At 71.8% G+C, this 15,919-nt stretch carries 13 protein-coding genes; 6 read left to right on the plus strand and 7 right to left on the minus strand.

Annotation, left to right across the window (positions count from 1 at the left end; genetic code table 11):
- Positions 1–17: 17 nt before the first annotated feature.
- Both ACFWJ8_RS19670 and ACFWJ8_RS19675 read right to left on the minus strand, forming a co-directional pair.
- Complete coding sequence (locus ACFWJ8_RS19670) at positions 18–830, minus strand: SDR family NAD(P)-dependent oxidoreductase (protein WP_378814732.1); 813 nt, start codon at positions 828–830, stop codon at positions 18–20.
- An 11-nt stretch (positions 831–841) separates the two neighbouring features.
- On the minus strand, positions 842–1,615 hold the full coding sequence (locus tag ACFWJ8_RS19675; RefSeq protein WP_378814734.1) for an SDR family NAD(P)-dependent oxidoreductase: 774 nt from the start codon (positions 1,613–1,615) through the stop codon (positions 842–844).
- Positions 1,616–1,855: 240 nt separating this feature from the next.
- Between ACFWJ8_RS19675 and ACFWJ8_RS19680 the strand changes: the two genes are divergently transcribed.
- Genes ACFWJ8_RS19680 through ACFWJ8_RS19690 form a run of 3 tightly spaced genes read left to right on the plus strand, consistent with a single transcriptional unit; the run spans position 1,856 to position 5,871 of the window.
- Entirely contained in the window at positions 1,856–3,337 is a 1,482-nt protein-coding gene (locus ACFWJ8_RS19680; protein WP_378814736.1) for an APC family permease, read from the plus strand.
- A 54-nt stretch (positions 3,338–3,391) separates the two neighbouring features.
- Positions 3,392–4,225 (plus strand): molybdenum cofactor biosynthesis F family protein, encoded by an 834-nt coding sequence (locus ACFWJ8_RS19685; RefSeq protein WP_378814738.1) that lies wholly within the window; start codon positions 3,392–3,394, stop codon positions 4,223–4,225.
- A 2-nt stretch (positions 4,226–4,227) separates the two neighbouring features.
- Positions 4,228–5,871: an amidohydrolase gene (locus tag ACFWJ8_RS19690; RefSeq protein ID WP_378814740.1), complete on the plus strand. Its 1,644-nt coding sequence runs from the start codon at positions 4,228–4,230 to the stop codon at positions 5,869–5,871.
- Between the two features lie 58 nt (positions 5,872–5,929).
- Here ACFWJ8_RS19690 and ACFWJ8_RS19695 read toward each other — a convergent pair whose 3' ends face one another.
- From ACFWJ8_RS19695 to ACFWJ8_RS19705, 3 genes are all read right to left on the minus strand, one after another.
- Positions 5,930–7,459 (minus strand): GMC family oxidoreductase, encoded by a 1,530-nt coding sequence (locus tag ACFWJ8_RS19695; protein ID WP_378814742.1) that lies wholly within the window; start codon positions 7,457–7,459, stop codon positions 5,930–5,932.
- A gap of 3 nt (positions 7,460–7,462) precedes the next feature.
- Complete coding sequence (locus tag ACFWJ8_RS19700) at positions 7,463–8,905, minus strand: aldehyde dehydrogenase family protein (protein WP_378814744.1); 1,443 nt, start codon at positions 8,903–8,905, stop codon at positions 7,463–7,465.
- A gap of 123 nt (positions 8,906–9,028) precedes the next feature.
- Positions 9,029–10,921: an FAD-binding monooxygenase gene (locus ACFWJ8_RS19705; RefSeq protein WP_378814746.1), complete on the minus strand. Its 1,893-nt coding sequence runs from the start codon at positions 10,919–10,921 to the stop codon at positions 9,029–9,031.
- 121 nt (positions 10,922–11,042) lie between these two features.
- On the opposite strand from ACFWJ8_RS19705, the gene ACFWJ8_RS19710 reads away from it, so the two are divergent.
- The gene (locus ACFWJ8_RS19710; protein ID WP_378814748.1) at positions 11,043–11,759 is read left to right on the plus strand and encodes an IclR family transcriptional regulator; all 717 of its coding nucleotides are present in this window, start codon (positions 11,043–11,045) and stop codon (positions 11,757–11,759) included.
- A gap of 6 nt (positions 11,760–11,765) precedes the next feature.
- On the opposite strand, the gene ACFWJ8_RS19715 is transcribed toward ACFWJ8_RS19710, so the two are convergent.
- The gene (locus ACFWJ8_RS19715; RefSeq protein ID WP_378814750.1) at positions 11,766–12,071 is read right to left on the minus strand and encodes a hypothetical protein; all 306 of its coding nucleotides are present in this window, start codon (positions 12,069–12,071) and stop codon (positions 11,766–11,768) included.
- A 141-nt stretch (positions 12,072–12,212) separates the two neighbouring features.
- Here ACFWJ8_RS19715 and ACFWJ8_RS19720 point away from each other — a divergent pair, with 141 nt between their 5' ends.
- Positions 12,213–13,865 carry a thiamine pyrophosphate-binding protein gene (locus ACFWJ8_RS19720; RefSeq protein ID WP_378814752.1) on the plus strand — a complete coding sequence of 551 codons (1,653 nt, stop codon included), beginning with the start codon at positions 12,213–12,215 and terminating at the stop codon, positions 13,863–13,865.
- On the opposite strand, the gene ACFWJ8_RS19725 is transcribed toward ACFWJ8_RS19720, so the two are convergent.
- Positions 13,862–15,064 carry an FAD-dependent monooxygenase gene (locus ACFWJ8_RS19725; RefSeq protein ID WP_378814754.1) on the minus strand — a complete coding sequence of 401 codons (1,203 nt, stop codon included), beginning with the start codon at positions 15,062–15,064 and terminating at the stop codon, positions 13,862–13,864. The two genes, ACFWJ8_RS19720 and ACFWJ8_RS19725, sit on opposite strands and share 4 nt — an antisense overlap.
- Before the next feature lie 85 nt (positions 15,065–15,149).
- On the opposite strand from ACFWJ8_RS19725, the gene ACFWJ8_RS19730 reads away from it, so the two are divergent.
- Complete coding sequence (locus ACFWJ8_RS19730) at positions 15,150–15,869, plus strand: TetR/AcrR family transcriptional regulator (protein ID WP_378814756.1); 720 nt, start codon at positions 15,150–15,152, stop codon at positions 15,867–15,869.
- The last annotated feature ends 50 nt before the right edge of the window (positions 15,870–15,919 follow it).

Consider the following 15,919-nt stretch of genomic DNA (forward strand, 5'->3'; position numbering starts at 1 on the left):
CCACCCCCTCCTCCGTGTCACATGCCGGCGTGGTCGAACGCGATCGTCGGCAGGTCGACCACGTGGGCGCCGCCGTCGACGACGAGGACGGCGCCGTTCATGTACGACGACTCGCCCGAGCCGAGGAAGCGCACGACCGCGGCGATCTCGCGGGGTGCGCCCGGGCGCCGCAGCGGCACGTCGGCGGTGACCGTCGCGTACGCCGCCTCCCGCGAAGCGAGGTCCGCGTGCGCCGCGAACTCGTCCATCTCGGCGTCGGCCATCGGCGTCTGCACCCACCCCGGGCACACCGCGTTCACCCGGACGCCGTGACGGCCGTAGTCGCGGGCGAGCGTCTTGGTGAGTCCGATCAGCGCGTGCTTTCCGACCGTGTACCCCGCCACCGACGGCCCGGCGAACAGACCTGCCAGCGACGAGATGATCACGATCTGGCCATTCGACTCGACGAGCGCGGGCAGCGCCTCGCGCGACATCACGAACGCCGTGTTGAGGTTCGCCTGCAGCGACGACGCCCACGACGCGTCGTCGGTGTCGCCGACGGACGCGAACCCGTGGCCGCCGGCGTTGTTGACCAGCACGTCGAGTCGTCCGAAGCGCGCGACGGCGGCTTCGACGGCTCCGCGGGCGCTCGCTGCGTCAGCGGCGTCGGCGACGAGGGCGAGCGCGCCGATGCGCTCGGCCACCTCGTCGAGCACGGCCTTGCGACGGCCGACCACGACGACGTGGGCGCCCTCGGCCGCGTACCGCTCGGCGATCGCGGCGCCGATGCCGGTGCCGCCGCCGGTGACCAGCACGACCTTTCCGGCGACGTCTGCTCCTGCGTATCCCATGGGGTGTCCTTTCAGGCGGGGAAGCTCGACCGGGCGGAGTACCCGAAGTCCGAGACGAGGGCCGCGCCGTTGACCGGCCGCGAGACCGGCGAGGCGAGGAAGACGAGCTGCGCGGCGACCTCGGCGGCCGTCTGCACCGGATAGCCGGAGTCCGCGAAGCCGGCGGGGTCGTCCCCGTCGATTCCCAGGTCGCCGCGGCTCATGGGCGTGTCGACGATCGACGGGCAGATCGCGTTGACGCGGATGCCGACACCCTGCAGCTCGACCGCGGCCGCGCGCGCGAGCTGCAGCACCGCGGCCTTCGAGGCGCAGTACGGCACCATGCCGGGCGCCGCCAGCAGTGCGGAGTCGCTCGCGACGACCACGACGTCTCCGCCGCCCGCCGTACGCAGGGCGGGGATCGCGGCGCGCAGCACGAGGAACGCGCCGCGCACGTTGACGTCGAACACGGCGTCCCACGCGGCGGTCGCGGTGTCTGCCAGCATCGTGCCGACGGGGCCCGAGATCCCGGCGCACATGACGACGGCGTCCAGGCCGCCGAGGTCGGCGGCCGCGGCCCGCACGGCGGCGGCGACGTCGGCCTCGATCGTCACATCGGCGGGATGGGCGGATGCCGGGACCCCGGTCGCGCGGAGCTCGGTCGCGAGGGAGGTCAGGGCGGCGGCATCCCGATCCGTCACGGCGACGTGCGCGCCCTCTGCGGCGAACGCACGCGCGGCGGCGCGGCCGATCCCGCCCGCTGCGCCCGTGACGAGCACCCTGCGGCCCTGCATGCGCATGTCCATCGACGACCTCCGCCTCTGAGACGCCCAGGGCGGGCGTCGCACCGATCATGCATCGGAGCGCAGCCGTGCGGAGCGTTCCCTGCGCTGGCGCAACAGTCCCGCACACTCAGCGACAAGCACCGATCGGGCCGCGCTCCGACAATCGAAGGACGAGGTCGCCCGGCCTCGTCCCGCCGCTGCTCCCCGCAGCGGCACGCAGCAGCCGCGCATCAGCACACGCACACAGGCAAAGGAGCCGCCGTGACCGCACCCGCTTCCCCGACAGGACTGCGCCGCAACGCGCTCGGCGTCGCCGGGATCGTCTTCCTCGTCCTGGCGGCCGTCGCACCGCTCACCGGAATCGTGGTGGTCGCCTCCCTCGTGATCGCCTTCGGCAACGGCGGCGGCGCACCGGCGTCGTTCTTCATCGTCGCCGTCATCCTGCTGCTGTTCGCCGTCGGCTACGCACAGATGTCGAAGCAGCTGGCCAATGCGGGCGGGTTCTACGCATTCGTCGTGAAGGGCCTCGGCCGCACCGGCGGGCTCATCGCGGGTCTCATCGCGACGCTCGGCTACAACCTGTTCGTCGTCGGCACGATCGGCACGAGCGGCTTCTTCATGCAGATCATCATCGCCCAGCTGACCGGCTTCGACATGCACTGGTACCTGTGGGGACTGCTCTCCATCGCGGTGTGCTTCGTGATGGCCCGCACCGGCATCGACTTCAGCTCCAAGGTGCTCGGCGTCTCGCTCGTGCTCGAGGTCGCGATCCTCGTCGTGTTCGACATCTCGGTGCTCGTGCAGACCGGTTTCGACGTCGCGGCGTTCAGCCCCGAGGCCGTGTTCTCCGGCTCGCTGCCGATCGGTCTGCTGCTCGCGGCGACGGGCTACCTCGGCTTCGAGGCGACCGCGCTGTTCAGCGAGGAGGCGAAGAACCCGCTCAAGACGATCCCCCGGGCGACGTACACCGCCATCATCGCGATCGCCCTCATCCTCGGCATCTCGACGTGGGCGGTCGTCAGCGCCACCGGTGTCGCGAACGCGCAGCAGGCCTCGCTCGAGCACCTCGAGGCCGGCGACCTGCTGTTCTCGCTCATCGCCCAGTACCTCGGCGAGCCCATGTCGATCATCGCCACGATCCTGCTGCTGGTGAGCCTGTTCGCCGCGATGCTCGCGTTCCACAACTCGGCCACGCGCTACCTGTTCGCCCTGGGCCGCGCGCGCGTGCTGCCCAGCGCGCTGGCGCGGACCCGCCCCAACGGCGCCCCGCAGGTCGCGGGGCTCGTGCAGGCGCTGTTCGCGGCGATCGTCGCCGGATGCTTCGCGCTGGCGGGGCTCGACCCGATCCTCGTCGTCGTGCCCGCGATGCTCGGCATCGGCACCCTGTCGGTCATCGTGCTGCAGACGCTGGCGGCGCTGTCGATCGCGGTGTGGTTCCGGCGACAGCGCGACCCGCGCTGGTGGAGCACCTTCATCGCCCCCGGGCTCGGGTTCATCGGGCTCCTGTCGATCGCGGTGCTCGCCATCGTCAACTTCAACGTCGTCGCCGGCACCGAGAACCCCGTCATCCTCCTGCTGCCGTGGCTGCTCGCCCTCGCCGTCGTCGGCGGGCTGGTCTACGCCGCGTACCTGCGGCGCGCGAAGCCGGCCGTCTACGACGCGCTGGCCACCGACCTGGAGAAGTTCAACGTGCACGTGTCGCACGGCGACGAGGCCCGCCACATCCCCGAGCCCAACGTGTGACGCGTCGTCCGGCACCGGCCCCGGCATCCATTTCCCCACCGAGAAGAGAGACCCATGACCGTCAATCTGTCCGACACGTCCACCTGGCTCCCCCTGGACGGCCTCGCCCCCGGCTTCGACGCGAGCAAGGCCGAGCAGTCGAGCGACCTCGACGGTCGCACCTTCACCGTCGTCGACGAGCGCGGCACCCGCATCGCGCACACCTTCAGCCCCGGCACGGTGTCGTGGGACTACGCCCCGGGCGACGGCGACCCGACGGCGCCCGCTGCGCAGACGGACGCGTGCGAGGTCGTGCGGGTCGACGACGACCTCTACTACGCCCAGTTCCACCACGACTACCTGCCGAACGAGGCGGTGTCGCTCATCCTCGACCTGCGCAGCGGGTACGCGCTCGCGGTGCTCAGCGTCCTCGGCGAGAAGACACGCGAGCACGTCGCCGTGCAGCACCTGTTCGGCCTCGGCCGCATCGAGGAGCTCGAGCAGACGGGCGACGCGCCCGCGCCGACCACCGAGCTCATCGGCCGGCGCGTGCTGTGGGTGTACTCGAGTGTGCACGCGTACGAGCACGTCTACCTCTCGCCGCACTGGTACTCGTGGCAGTGCCTGGCCGGCCCCGAACAGGGCCTCGCCGACACCGACGAGAACACGGTGTGGCGTGTGCGCCCCGGCATCTACGTCTTCACGTGGCGCGAGAAGGTCATCCCGTGCGGATCGGTGACGATCGCCGACCACCGCGACCAGCGCGCGCTGCGGTCGCACGGCGTGCTGTTCGGCGAGGGCGAGGACGGCGGCATCCCGACGCACTTCACCTTCGGCGCACACGGCCGGCTGCTGTCGAACACCGTTCACCCGGCCGAGTACGACCCGTCTCGCCCCCTGGAGCGCTGACGATGGTCGCCGACCTCATCCTCACCGCCGGTGTCGTGCGCACCGCCGACAGGAGCCTGCCTGTCGCCGAGGCCATCGCCTTCGGCGGCGGGCAGGTGCTCGCCGTGGGCAGCGCCGAAGAGGTGCTCGCGCACCGCGGCGAGCGCACCGAGGTGCGCGACCTCGCCGGGGCCGCGGTGTACCCGGGCTTCGTGGATGTCCACAACCACCACGCGCTGGCCGGGCGCACCGACCTCTACGAGCTGTCGCTGCCGGCCGGCCTGTCGCTCGACGGGATCCTCGACCGCGTGCGGGAGTACGCCGCCACGCTGCCCGAGGACGCGTGGATCTCGGGCGGCCCGTACCCGAGCACGCTGCTGGCGGAGCTGTCGAGCTCGGCCGTCCGTGCCCGGCTCGACGAGGCCGCGGGTGGTCGTCCCGCCGTGATCATGGAGGACAGTCGCCACAACCGGTGGGCCAACTCCCGCGCGCTCGACCTCGCCGGCATCGGCGCCGGCCGCATCCCCGAGGGCGGCGTCACGGTGCTCGACCCGGACGACGGCGCACCCACCGGCGTGCTGCTGGAGGCGGCGGGCATCCCGGTCGAGGAAGCGCTCGCGCGCGGCGGCGGACTCACCCCCGAACAGCACCGGCGGTCGTCGCGCCGCGGCGTCGAGATGCTCAGCGCGTACGGCGTGACGGCGTTCCAGGACGCCGCGGTGTCGCGCGAGATCCTCGCGGCGCTGCAGGCGCTCGACGAGGCAGCGGAACTGGACGCGTGGGTCGTGTCGAGCCTGACCGTCAACGACGAGATCTTCGGCTTCGACCCGGTCGGCGAGCCGCTCGTCGCGCTCGGCGAGCAGTACCGCTCCACCCACCACCGGCCGGACTTCGTCAAGATCTTCCTCGACGGCGTGCCGCCGGCGCGTACGGCGTCCTTCCTCGACCCCTACGTCTCCGACGACGCCCACGGTGCGCACTTTCACGGCACGACGACGATGGATGCCGCCGAGCTCGAGTCCTGGCTGCGATCGATCGCCGCGCGCGGCCTCGGCGCCAAGGTCCACTGCACCGGCGACGGGTCGGCGCGCCTGCTGCTGGACGTCGTCGAGCGTCTGCGCGCCGACGGCATCGAGACGCCGGTGCAGATCGCGCACGGCCAGTTCCTCGCCGACGACGACATCGACCGGATGCCGCGGCTCGGCGTGGCCGCCGACATCTCGCCGTTCATCTGGTTCCCGGGGGTGATCCCGACGGCGCTGGCCGAAGTGCTCGGGCATGATCGCGCGGAGCACTCGCAGCCGAACCGGTCGCTGATCGACGCGGGCGCCCTGGTGGCCGGAGGGTCGGACTGGCCCGTGAGCGAGTCTCCCAACCCGTTCGAGGGCATGCAGGGTCTCGTCACGCGGGCCGACCCGCTCGGGCGTGCGCCCGGCGTGCTCTGGCCCGAGCAGGCGATCACGGCCGACGAGGCCCTCGAGGTCTTCACCGTCAACGCCGCCCGCGCGATGGGGCTGGGCGAGGTCACCGGCTCGCTCACACCGGGCAAGTCGGCCGACTTCGTGCTGGTCGACCGGGACTTCGTCGCCGGTCCCGCCGAGGCCATCGTCAGCACGCGCGTACTCGAGACCTGGTTCGCCGGGCGCCGGGTGTTCGTCGCCGACTAGAGCCGCACGTGCACCGAAGCGGGGCGTCCGGATCGGACGCCCCGCTTCGTGTTCGTGCTCAGGCCAGTCCGAGGTCCTCCAGCAGGAACCGGGCACCCCGTTCGCCGATCAGAACTGCGGGCGCGTTGGTGTTGCCGGTCGTGATGCGGGGCATGATCGACGCATCCACCACTCGCAGCCCCTCGATCCCCGCGACGCGCAGTCGCGGATCGACGACGGCCTCGGCATCCACGCCCATGCGGCACGTGCCGACCTGGTGGTGGTAGGTCGCGACGTTGCGGCGCACGTACTCGTCGAGCTCGTCGTCGTCCACCTCCGGGCCGGGGTACACCTCGACGGCGCCCCATTCCTCGGCGAGCGCGGGACGGCGGCCGATCGAGCGGCACTGCCGCACCGAGGCGGTGAGCGAGCGCACGTCGTCGGCGTCCGCGAGCACCTGCGGATCGATCAGCAGCGGGTCGTCGAGCCCGGCGCCGGACAGGCGCACGATGCCTCTGCTCTTCGGGGTGACGATCCCCGCCATGAGAGAGAACCCGTCGTCGCCGGCGGGCTCCAGCGTCTCGCCGTACATCGGCACCGAGAAGTGGATCGGCTGCGTGTCGGGCACCTCGAGGTCGGGCAGCGACCGCCAGAACAGGTGCGTCTGCGTGACCGACACCCCTGGCGTCGGCGGGCCGACCGGCTTGGCGTCGGTGCGGAAGATCACCGGCGCCAGGAGGTGGTCGTGCAGGTTGCGTCCCACGCCGGGGGCGTCGTGCACGACCTCGATGCCGAGGACGGCGAGCTCGTCGGCCGGACCGATGCCCGAACGAAGCAGCACGGCGGGCGAGTCGAGCGCGCCCGCCGACAGCACGACGACATCGGCCCGCAACTCGCGGTCCTCGCCGTCCTGCCGGAAGCGCACGCCGACGGCGCGGCCGCCCTCGACGATCACGGAGTGCACGTGGCTCCCGGTGCGGATGTCCACGCGTTCGCGGACCGGCTTCAGGTACTCGGTCCACGTGTTGGCGCGTGTGCCGCCCGAGCCGTCCACGTGCATCGTGACCTGCTCCTGCGAGACCCCGTCGAGATGGTCGCCGTTGTAGTCGGGGTTGTGCTCCAGCCCCGCCTGCACGGCGGCCTCCACGATCGACGCCTGGATCGGCACCAGCGGATAGCCGTCGGTGACCGGCAGGACGCCGTCACCCCCGCGCAGCCCGGATGCTCCGCCCGAGAACGTCTCGATGCTCCGGTACACCGGCAGCACGTCGTCCCATGCCCACCCCTCGTTGCCGAGAGACGCCCAGTGGTCGAAGTCCTGCGGCGCGCAGCGCACCCAGATCATGGCGTTGAGCGCGTGCGAGCCGCCCAGCACCTTGCCGCGCGGCAGGTGCAGACGCCGGCCCGCGGCGTGCTCCTGCGGCACCGTGTAGTAGTCCCAGTCGTCGGGGCTGTGCCACAGCTCCCCCATCCGCATGGGGTCATGGATCGCGAGATTGGAGTCCTCGCCACCGGCTTCGAGCAGCGTCACCTCGACGCCGGCATCCACCAGCCGGCGCGCGACGACCGAGCCCGCCGACCCGCCCCCGACGACGATCGCTGTCGTCACGGCTCAGCCCTTGCGGCCAGGGCCCGACACGACCTGCGGCACCGCGACGGACTTCAGCCCCTCGACGCCGAACTCCAGGCCGTAGCCCGAGCCCTTCACGCCGCCGAACGGCACCATCGGGTGCAGTCCGCCGTGCGAGTTGATCCACACCGTGCCCGACTGCATGCGCGTCGCGTACGCGCGAGCCTGGTCGGGGTCGCTCGACCACACCGAGGCGCCCAGCCCGACGTCGGCGGCGTTGGCGCGCGCGAAGGCGTCGTCGACGTCGCTGTAGCGGATGACGGGCAGGACCGGACCGAACTGCTCCTCGTCGACGAGGGCGACGCCGTCGGTGACGTCGGCCACGATGGTCGCCCGATAGAAGAGCTCGCCGAGCTCGGGGGCGGGCTCGCCGCCGGTGACGACGCGGCCGCCGTGCGCCTTCGCGTCCTCGACGAGCTCCTTCACGATGTCGAACTGGGCCTGGTTCTGCACCGGGCCGAGTACGTTGGCCTCGTCCAGCCCCGGGCCCATGGGCGTCTGCGCGGCGACCTCGGCGAGCGCGTCCACGACCTCGTCGTACACCGAGTCGTGCACGTACAGGCGCTTGAGGGCGGCGCACGTCTGACCGGTGTTGATGAAGGCGCCCCAGAACAGGTCCTGCACGATCGCCTTCGCATCGGTCCCGGGCAGCACGATGCCGGCGTCGTTGCCGCCGAGCTCCAGGGTCAGGCGGGCGAGGTTGCCGGCCGAGCTCTCGATGATCTGGCGCCCGACCTCGGTCGATCCGGTGAACATGACCTTGGCGACGTCGGCGTGCGCGGCCAGGCGTCCGCCGATGGCACCCGGGCCCGAGACGGCGATGAGCACGTCGGCCGGCAGCACGTCGTTCATGATCGACACGAGCGCGAGCACGCTGAGCGGCGTGTTGCTGCTGGGCTTGATCACGACGGTGTTGCCCATGCGCAGGGACGGGCCGATCTGCCAGATCGAGATCATCATCGGCCAGTTCCACGGGCTGATCGCCCCGACGACGCCGGCCGCCTTGTACACGAGCTCGGCGTGGAGGTTCTCGTCGTCGACGAGGACCTGCGGCTCCAGCACGGTCGTGGCGTTGGAGCGCAGCCACGCCGAACACGCCCCCACCTCGAAGCGCGCGTTCGGGCCGTTGAGCGGCTTGCCCTGCTCGCGTGAGAGCAGCCGCGCCAGCTCCTCGGCGTTGGCGTCGATGGCATCGGCCGCGGCGAGCAGCAGCTCCGCGCGCCTCTCGTGGCCGAGCGCCTCCCACGCCGCCTGTGCGGCCTTCGCGCGGGCGACGGCGTCGTCGAGCTGCTCCGCGGTCTGCACCGGCACGCGCCCGATGACCTCGCGGGTCGCGGCGTCGAGGATCTCGCGCCCCTCCCCCTCGGGCGCGGCGATGCGCGCGAGCAGTGCGGCCTCGTCGAGGACCAGGGTGGAATCGGACATCGGCGTCTCCTTCGGATCGCGGCGCGTGCGCCGACGCGGACGGCCGGCTGCCCTCCATTGTGGGCAGCCGGCCGTGGCCCGCGGTTGTCTGGGAGCGCTGTGCGCATGACCCCCCGCGAACGGTCAGCGCTGGGGCAGGAGCGTCCCCGCGAAGAAGTCCGTGAGCTCGTCGTGCGCGGTGAGCGGCAGCACGGCGGCGACGTACTGGTCGGGGCGCACGACGACCACGACGCCGTCGCGCGACAGGCCCCGCTCGTCGAAGATGTCGGTCGAGGTCCACGCGCTGGGCGCGGCCGCGTAGACCTTCTCCCAGTCGATGAGTCCGAGCGGTCCGGTCTGGGGCAGGAACAGCTTCGGCACCGCCATGATGTCGACGTCCTCGTGGGGCTGCTGGTACACGACCTTGACGTCGAAGACGGCGTCGACGTCGGCTCCCTCCGGCGTGAAGCGGGCCAGCGGCGACGCGTCGGATGCCACGAACTCCGCCCACTGCGAGAGGGTGGATGCCGCACCCGCCGCGGCTGCGTCGGCGAAGGCGTAGATCCGCCACCGGCCGTCGGCCGTGGCGTGGTGGCCGAGGTGCACCGGGTTGCCGTCGCACACGCGCACCACCTCGGAGCTCTTGAACCGCTTGCCCAGCGGGAAGCCGGACGCGAGGCCCTGGTGGGCGGCATCCCCCACCGCCATCGACGGGCCGTACTGCGTCATGAAGCCGGACGGGAACTCGGCGGTGCCGAGGTAGAACGTGGCGAGCTCCTGCGGGTCCGAGATCTCTTCGGGCTTGCGGGCCATGAGCGACGACCACTCGCGGTCGAAGTCGATGAGCTGCTGAGCCACCGGCTGGCGCTCGGCCGAGTAGGTCTCCAGCAGCGAGGCGGGGCTGAGGCCGGTGAGCACGTGCCCGAGCTTCCAGCCGAGGTTGAAGCCGTCCTGCATCGACACGTTCATGCCCTGCCCGGCCTTCGCCGAGTGGGTGTGGCACGCGTCGCCGGTGAGGAACACGCGGGGCGCATGTCCCTGGTCCACGTCGACGTCGTCGAACTTGTCGGTGACGCGATGCCCGACCTCGTAGACGCTGTGCCACGCGACCTGCTTCACGTCGATGGAGTACGGGTGCAGGATCGCGTTCGCCTTGCGGATGACCTCTTCGATCGGCGTCTGCCGCACGCGGTGGTCGTCGTCGTCGGCGACCTCGCCGAGGTCGATGTACATGCGGCTGAGGTACCCGCCCTCACGCGGGATGTGGAGGATGTTGCCGGCCTCGGCGTTGATGGCGCACTTGGTGCGCCAGTCGGGGAAGTCGGTGTTGACGAGCACGTCCATGACACCCCATGCGTGGGCCGAGATGCCGCCGAGGTGCTTGCGGCCGATGGCCTCGCGCACGCCGCTGCGGGCGCCGTCGCAGCCGGCGACGTACTTGGCGCGGACGGTGCGCTCCTGTCCGGCGCGCTCGCCCGCGGTGTGGCGGACACGGACCTCGACGGGGTACTCCCCCGCGTCGTGGATCGTCAGACCCACGAACTCGATGCCGTAGTCGGGCACGATGCGGCCCGGTCCGTGCGCGGCGGCCTCGGCGAAGTAGTCGAGCACGCGCGCCTGGTTGACGATGAGGTGCGGGAACTCGCTGATCTTGAACGCATAGTCCTCGGTGCGCGCGGTGCGCACGATGTTCTCGGGCTGCGCCGGGTCGGGGCCCCAGAAGTTCATCCACCCGATGTTGTACGCCTCGGCGATGATGCGCTCGGCGAAGCCGAAGGCCTGGAACGTCTCGACGCTGCGGGGCTGGATGCCGTCCGCCTGGCCGAGCACGAGACGACCGTCGCGACGCTCGATCATGCGCGTGGTCACGCCGGGGAACTGCGACATCTGCGCTGCGAGGAGCATGCCCGCGGGCCCGGAGCCGACGATGAGCACGTCCATCTCGTCGGGGAGCTCGGCAGGCCGGTCGACGCCGGTGCCGGCGGCGTCCTGGACGCGCGGATCCCCGGAGACGTACCCGTGGTGATGGAACTGCATCGTGACTCCTCTGACGGCGGTGTCGGCCTGACGGCGATGTCTTGCGGGAGGGAGCGGTCGTGTTCTATATTCGAACACGCCGTTCTACTATTGAACAGATCGTATACGAAGGGGATGCCGCATGACAAGGCCGGAGGGCACGACCGCGCCCGCTTCGCAGACGCTCAGCCGCGGCATCCGGATCCTCGAGGTCCTCGCCGACGCGCGTGAGCCGCTCACGATCGACGAGCTCGCCGGACGTCTGGAGGTGCACCGATCCGTCGCGTACCGACTGCTGCGCACGCTCGAGGACCACGGGCTCGTCGCACGCGACTCGGCCGGGCGCGTGCAGCTCGGCGCTCGGATCGCCGCCCTCGCCGCGGGCGTCGCGCACGACCTGCAGGCCGAAGCCCTGCCCGAGCTCACCGCCATCGCCAACGAGCTGGGCATGACATGCTTCCTCGCCGTGCTCGACCGCGACGAGTGCATCACCCTGGCGAGCGTCGAGCCGCGCCACGCCGTCGCCACGGTCGCCCAGCGGCCGGGGGCGCGGCACCCGATCACCGTCGGCGCGCCGAGCAAGGCGATCCTGTCGACCCTCTCCCCCGCGGACTGGCCCGTCGAGGTCGGCGAACGGCTCCGTGCCGAGATCGCCGAGTGCGCACAGCGCGGCTACGCGACCAGCCACGACGAGGTCATCCCGACCGTGCAGGCGATCTCGGTGCCGCTGCGGCTGCGCGGCGGCCAGCGCCCCGCAGCGATCGCAGTGGTCCACGTGTCGAGCCCCGCAGACCCCGACGCGATCGCGCGCCGGCTGGCCCGCTCCGCTGCCGCGATCAGCGAGGCGCTCGGCGGCTGAGCCGCTTCAGACGGTCGCGAACTCCGACACGAAGCGGATGTTGTACTCCGCCACGCGCTGCGGGACGCCGGCGAACACCGCGGCACGGGCGTCCGACGCGAGGTACTCCTGTTCGAGCGCGACGAACGCCTCTTCGTCGCCCTGGGCGCTGACCGCCCACACGAACTCGTTCGTCTCGGGGATGCCGTAGGCGAACTCGATCGTGAACCCGGCGGCCGGGCGCACGCGCGGCATGCTGCCCTTCCACCAGTCGACGAACGCGTCGTACTCCCCGTCGACGAGCGTGTAGCGGCGCAGCTGGATCGTCTTCATGTCTCCCATCTTGGCGCACGACCTATACTCGGTTTCGTCCGGTGGCATCGATGCCCGCCGGTGCTCGAAAAATGGGCACGCAGCGCAGGAGCGCGAGACACATACGGCCTCTCATCCGTCTGAAGTCTCAAGGGATCCGTCATGCCCACCGTGTCCGCGCACGTCGCACTCACCCTCGCCCGCCACATCGACCACGTGTTCGGGGTGATGGGCAACGGCAACGCCTACGTCCTCGACGCGCTCGAGCGCTCGACCGACGTGCAGTTCACCGCCGTGCGTCACGAAGCCGGCGGCGTCGTCGCCGCCGACGCCTTCTTCCGCGCCTCGGGCCGGCTGGCGGCCGCGACCGCCACGTACGGCGCAGGCTTCACCAACACGCTGACCGCCCTCGCCGAGGCCGTGCAGGCGCACGTGCCGCTCGTGCTCGTCGTCGGCGACGAGCCCACGTCGGGCCCGCGCCCGTGGGACGTGGACCAGATCGCGCTCGCCTCGGCGGTCGGCGCCCGCACCTACACCGTGGGGCGGGCGGATGCCGCCGCCACGACCGTCATCGCGATCGAGCACGCCCTCACGTACCGGGTCCCCACCGTGCTCGCGATCCCCTACGACGTCGCGGCGCGTGACGCGGGCCCTGTGCCCGAGGCACCCGAGCCGCGGCTGCCCGAACCTCTCGCTCCCACCGGCCCGTTCGCCGCCGGTGCGCTCGATGGGCTCGTCGACGCTCTGGCGACCGCCGAGCGTCCGTTCCTCCTCGCCGGCCGCGGCGCCTGGATCTCGGGGGCAGCAGACGCGCTCGGCGAGGTCGCCGACATCGTGGGCGCGGTGACCGCGTCCACGGCGCTCGGGCGGGGCGTGTTCCCCCGCGCCGAGTTCGACCTCGGCGTCACCGGCGGCTTCGGTGCCGAGGGAGCCATGGAGCTCGTGCGCGAGGCCGACGTGGCCGTCGTGTTCGGGGCATCCCTGAATCAGTTCACGATGCGCTTCGGCGATCTGTTCGCGCCGGGAACGCGGGTGTTCCAGATCGATGTCGCACCGGCGGCGACCCACCCGTACGTCGGCGGATTCGTGCGCGCGGATGCCGGCGTCGCCGCCCGCGCCGTCGCCGCGGCCCTGCGCGCCCGGGGTGCGGAGCCCAGCGGGTGGCGCGAATCGATCGACGTGAACGCGTTGCGCGCGTACGAGCCGGGCGACGCCGTCGCGGACGACGGACGGCTCGACCCGCGTGCGGTCGCCCGCCGCATCGGCCAGCTGCTGCCGGCCGACCGCGTCGTGGTCTCGGACGGCGGCCACTTCATCGGCTGGGCCAACATGTACTGGCCCGTCGCCTCGCCCGACCGGATGATGATGGTCGGCACGGCGTTCCAGTCGATCGGCCTCGGCTGGCCCTCCGTGCCGGGCGCCGCGCTCGCCAAGCCCGCGTCCACGGTGGTGCTGACCACGGGCGACGGCGGCGGCCTCATGGCCCTCGCCGACCTCGAGACGGCGGTGCGGGTCGCCGCCGGCCGGGGCGTCGCCGTCGTCTGGAACGACGCCGCCTACGGCGCCGAGGTGCACCTGTACGGGCTCAAGGGCCTTGCCGAGCAGCCCATGCTGATCCCGCAGGTCGACTTCGCGGCCCTCGCAACGGGCGTCGGCGCCGAGGGCGTCGTCGTGCGCACCCTCGACGACCTGGAGCGCCTGGCGACCTGGGCGGCCGAGGACGAGGCATCCCGTCCCTTCCTCGTGCTCGACTGCCGCATCTCGGGCGCGGTCATCGCGCCGTACCAGCGCGAGATCATCCGCGTGAACTCCTAGCGCACGCGCGCCGCGACGCCCGGGCCGTAATCGGGCAGCGACGTGTCGGTGGCGAACACGTCGGTGATCCACATCATCGCGCGCCGCATCACCGGGTTCGCGAAGGTCCGGTCACGCAGCCGGATGCGGCGCTGCGTCGGCGGAGCGAGGAAGGGTCCGGCGCTTCCGGTGCGCGCGACCTTCGTCGGCTTGCGCATGCGCGCGTCGTACGCCGCGAACGCCGCGCCGTGGTCGCCGTGCGCCCGCGCCAGCTCGCCGGCGAGCACGTACGCGCCCATCATCGCGAGCCCGGTGCCGAAGCCGCCGAGGGTGTTGGCATAGCCGGCATCCCCGACGAGGGCGACCCGCCCTCTCGTGTACGTCGTCATGCGCGTGCGGGTGATCTCGTCGAGATAGAAGTCGGATGCCGCGCCCGCCGCCGCGAGCATCTCGGGGACACGCCAGCCCACACCGGCGAACGCGTCCTGCAGGAATCCTCGCTGAGAGTCGATGTCGCGACGGTCGTACGCGTCGCCGCCGCCGCCGCGGAAGACGAACAGGTTCGGCGCCTTCTGGCCGCCGGCGAGCGCCAGCCTGCCGGGCACGTTGTAGCCGTAGGCGACGGCGCGCCCGCTCGGCAGGCGCGTCTCGAGACCGTCGAGCGGCACGGAACCGCTCGCGACGGCGTAGAAGTAGCCGAGCCGCTCGACGTGGTCGAGCTCGGGTCCGAACGCGAGCCGCCGCACGGCGGAGTGCACGCCGTCGGCGCCCACGACCAGGTCGAAGCGCTCGTCGGCGCGGTGCGCGAACGACACGTCGACGCCGTCGGGCCCGTCGGTCAGTGCGGCGATCTCGTCACCGAACACGTAGTCGACGTCATCGGCGCTGCGGCGGTGGAGGATGCCGGCGAGATCGCCCCGCAGGATCTCGACGTCGCCGCCGATGAACTCCCCGGGGATGACAGCCATGACGCGGTCGGCATCGTCGACCATGCGCCAGTCGGTCTTGGGGGTCTGCTGGGCGCACACGTCGTCCCACACCCCCATCCGGGTGAGGATGTCGCGATGCGTGCGGCCTTTGAAGTCGACCGCCTGACCGCCGGCGCGCAGCTGGGACGCCTTCTCGACGACCGTGACGTCGTAGCCCGTGCGAGCGAGCAAGCCCGCCAGTGCAGGACCGGCGATGCTCGCTCCCGAGATCAGCACCTTGCGCGTCGTCATGATGAGCTCCACTCTTCCGTAATTGCTTCTCGTGGACACAATACATAACTGATTACACTGGACGCAATTACTTCTGGAGGTTCGCATGACTCCCGACCGGACGGAGGCGACGACGACGTCTGCCGAGCTCGACGACCCGCTGTGGCCGCGGCCGGCCGCGATCCGTCGAGGACCCAAGCCGAAGTTCACCGTCGCCCAGCTCGCCGATGCCGGGATGCGCATCGCCGACACCGAAGGCCTGGGCACCGTGACCATGCAGCGCATCGCAGACGACCTCGGCAGCACCAAGATGGCGCTCTACCGGTACGTGCCGGGTCGCGCCGAGCTCGACGCCGTGATGCTCGACCGGGCGTTCGGCCCACCCGTGCCGCAGGCCGACGACGACTGGCATCGGGCGCTGGCAGCGTGGGCAGAGGGCGTGCACCGCCGCGCCCTCGCCCACCCGTGGTCGGTCGAGCTGGCGCAGCGGCCGCACCGCCCTGGCCCCTGTGAACTGGCCTGGTACGAGGCGGGGCTGGCCGCGATGGCGCATCTGAAGCTCCACGGCAGCGAGAAGCTCGACGTGCTGGCGCTGCTGGCAGGCCATGCGATGTCGATCGTCCGGCAGGAGTCGGCGAGCGAAGCGCCCGAGCAGGAGCTCGCGGCGGCGATGGCGCGGATCCTCGCCGACCGCGCCGCGGACTATCCGTTCACCGTGGCGGCCTTCGCGGACGCGGAGGGTGCGCGAGGCGATGCGCTGCGCTTCGGCGTCGAGCGCATCATCGCGGGCGTCGACGCCCTCGCCGCGACACGGCAGCAGGCCTGACCGCGGAGCCGCGCTGCTCCCGAGGGAGGAGAGCGGATGCCTCCCGCCGG

The sequence above is a fragment of the Microbacterium sp. NPDC058389 genome (assembly GCF_042722305.1).
Lineage (GTDB): Bacteria > Actinomycetota > Actinomycetes > Actinomycetales > Microbacteriaceae > Microbacterium.

What these genes read in the sequence shown, in the direction of transcription:
- ACFWJ8_RS19730 (WP_378814756.1), top strand. Translation starts at nt 15,150, where the DNA reads ATGACTCCCGACCGGACGGAGGCGACGACGACGTCTGCCGAGCTCGAC.
- ACFWJ8_RS19720 (WP_378814752.1), top strand. Translation starts at nt 12,213, where the DNA reads ATGCCCACCGTGTCCGCGCACGTCGCACTCACCCTCGCCCGCCACATC.
- ACFWJ8_RS19670 (WP_378814732.1), bottom strand. Translation starts at nt 830, where the DNA reads ATGGGATACGCAGGAGCAGACGTCGCCGGAAAGGTCGTGCTGGTCACC.
- ACFWJ8_RS19675 (WP_378814734.1), bottom strand. Translation starts at nt 1,615, where the DNA reads ATGGACATGCGCATGCAGGGCCGCAGGGTGCTCGTCACGGGCGCAGCG.
- ACFWJ8_RS19685 (WP_378814738.1), top strand. Translation starts at nt 3,392, where the DNA reads ATGACCGTCAATCTGTCCGACACGTCCACCTGGCTCCCCCTGGACGGC.
- ACFWJ8_RS19705 (WP_378814746.1), bottom strand. Translation starts at nt 10,921, where the DNA reads ATGCAGTTCCATCACCACGGGTACGTCTCCGGGGATCCGCGCGTCCAG.
- ACFWJ8_RS19700 (WP_378814744.1), bottom strand. Translation starts at nt 8,905, where the DNA reads ATGTCCGATTCCACCCTGGTCCTCGACGAGGCCGCACTGCTCGCGCGC.
- ACFWJ8_RS19725 (WP_378814754.1), bottom strand. Translation starts at nt 15,064, where the DNA reads ATGACGACGCGCAAGGTGCTGATCTCGGGAGCGAGCATCGCCGGTCCT.
- ACFWJ8_RS19690 (WP_378814740.1), top strand. Translation starts at nt 4,228, where the DNA reads ATGGTCGCCGACCTCATCCTCACCGCCGGTGTCGTGCGCACCGCCGAC.
- ACFWJ8_RS19715 (WP_378814750.1), bottom strand. Translation starts at nt 12,071, where the DNA reads ATGAAGACGATCCAGCTGCGCCGCTACACGCTCGTCGACGGGGAGTAC.
- ACFWJ8_RS19710 (WP_378814748.1), top strand. Translation starts at nt 11,043, where the DNA reads ATGACAAGGCCGGAGGGCACGACCGCGCCCGCTTCGCAGACGCTCAGC.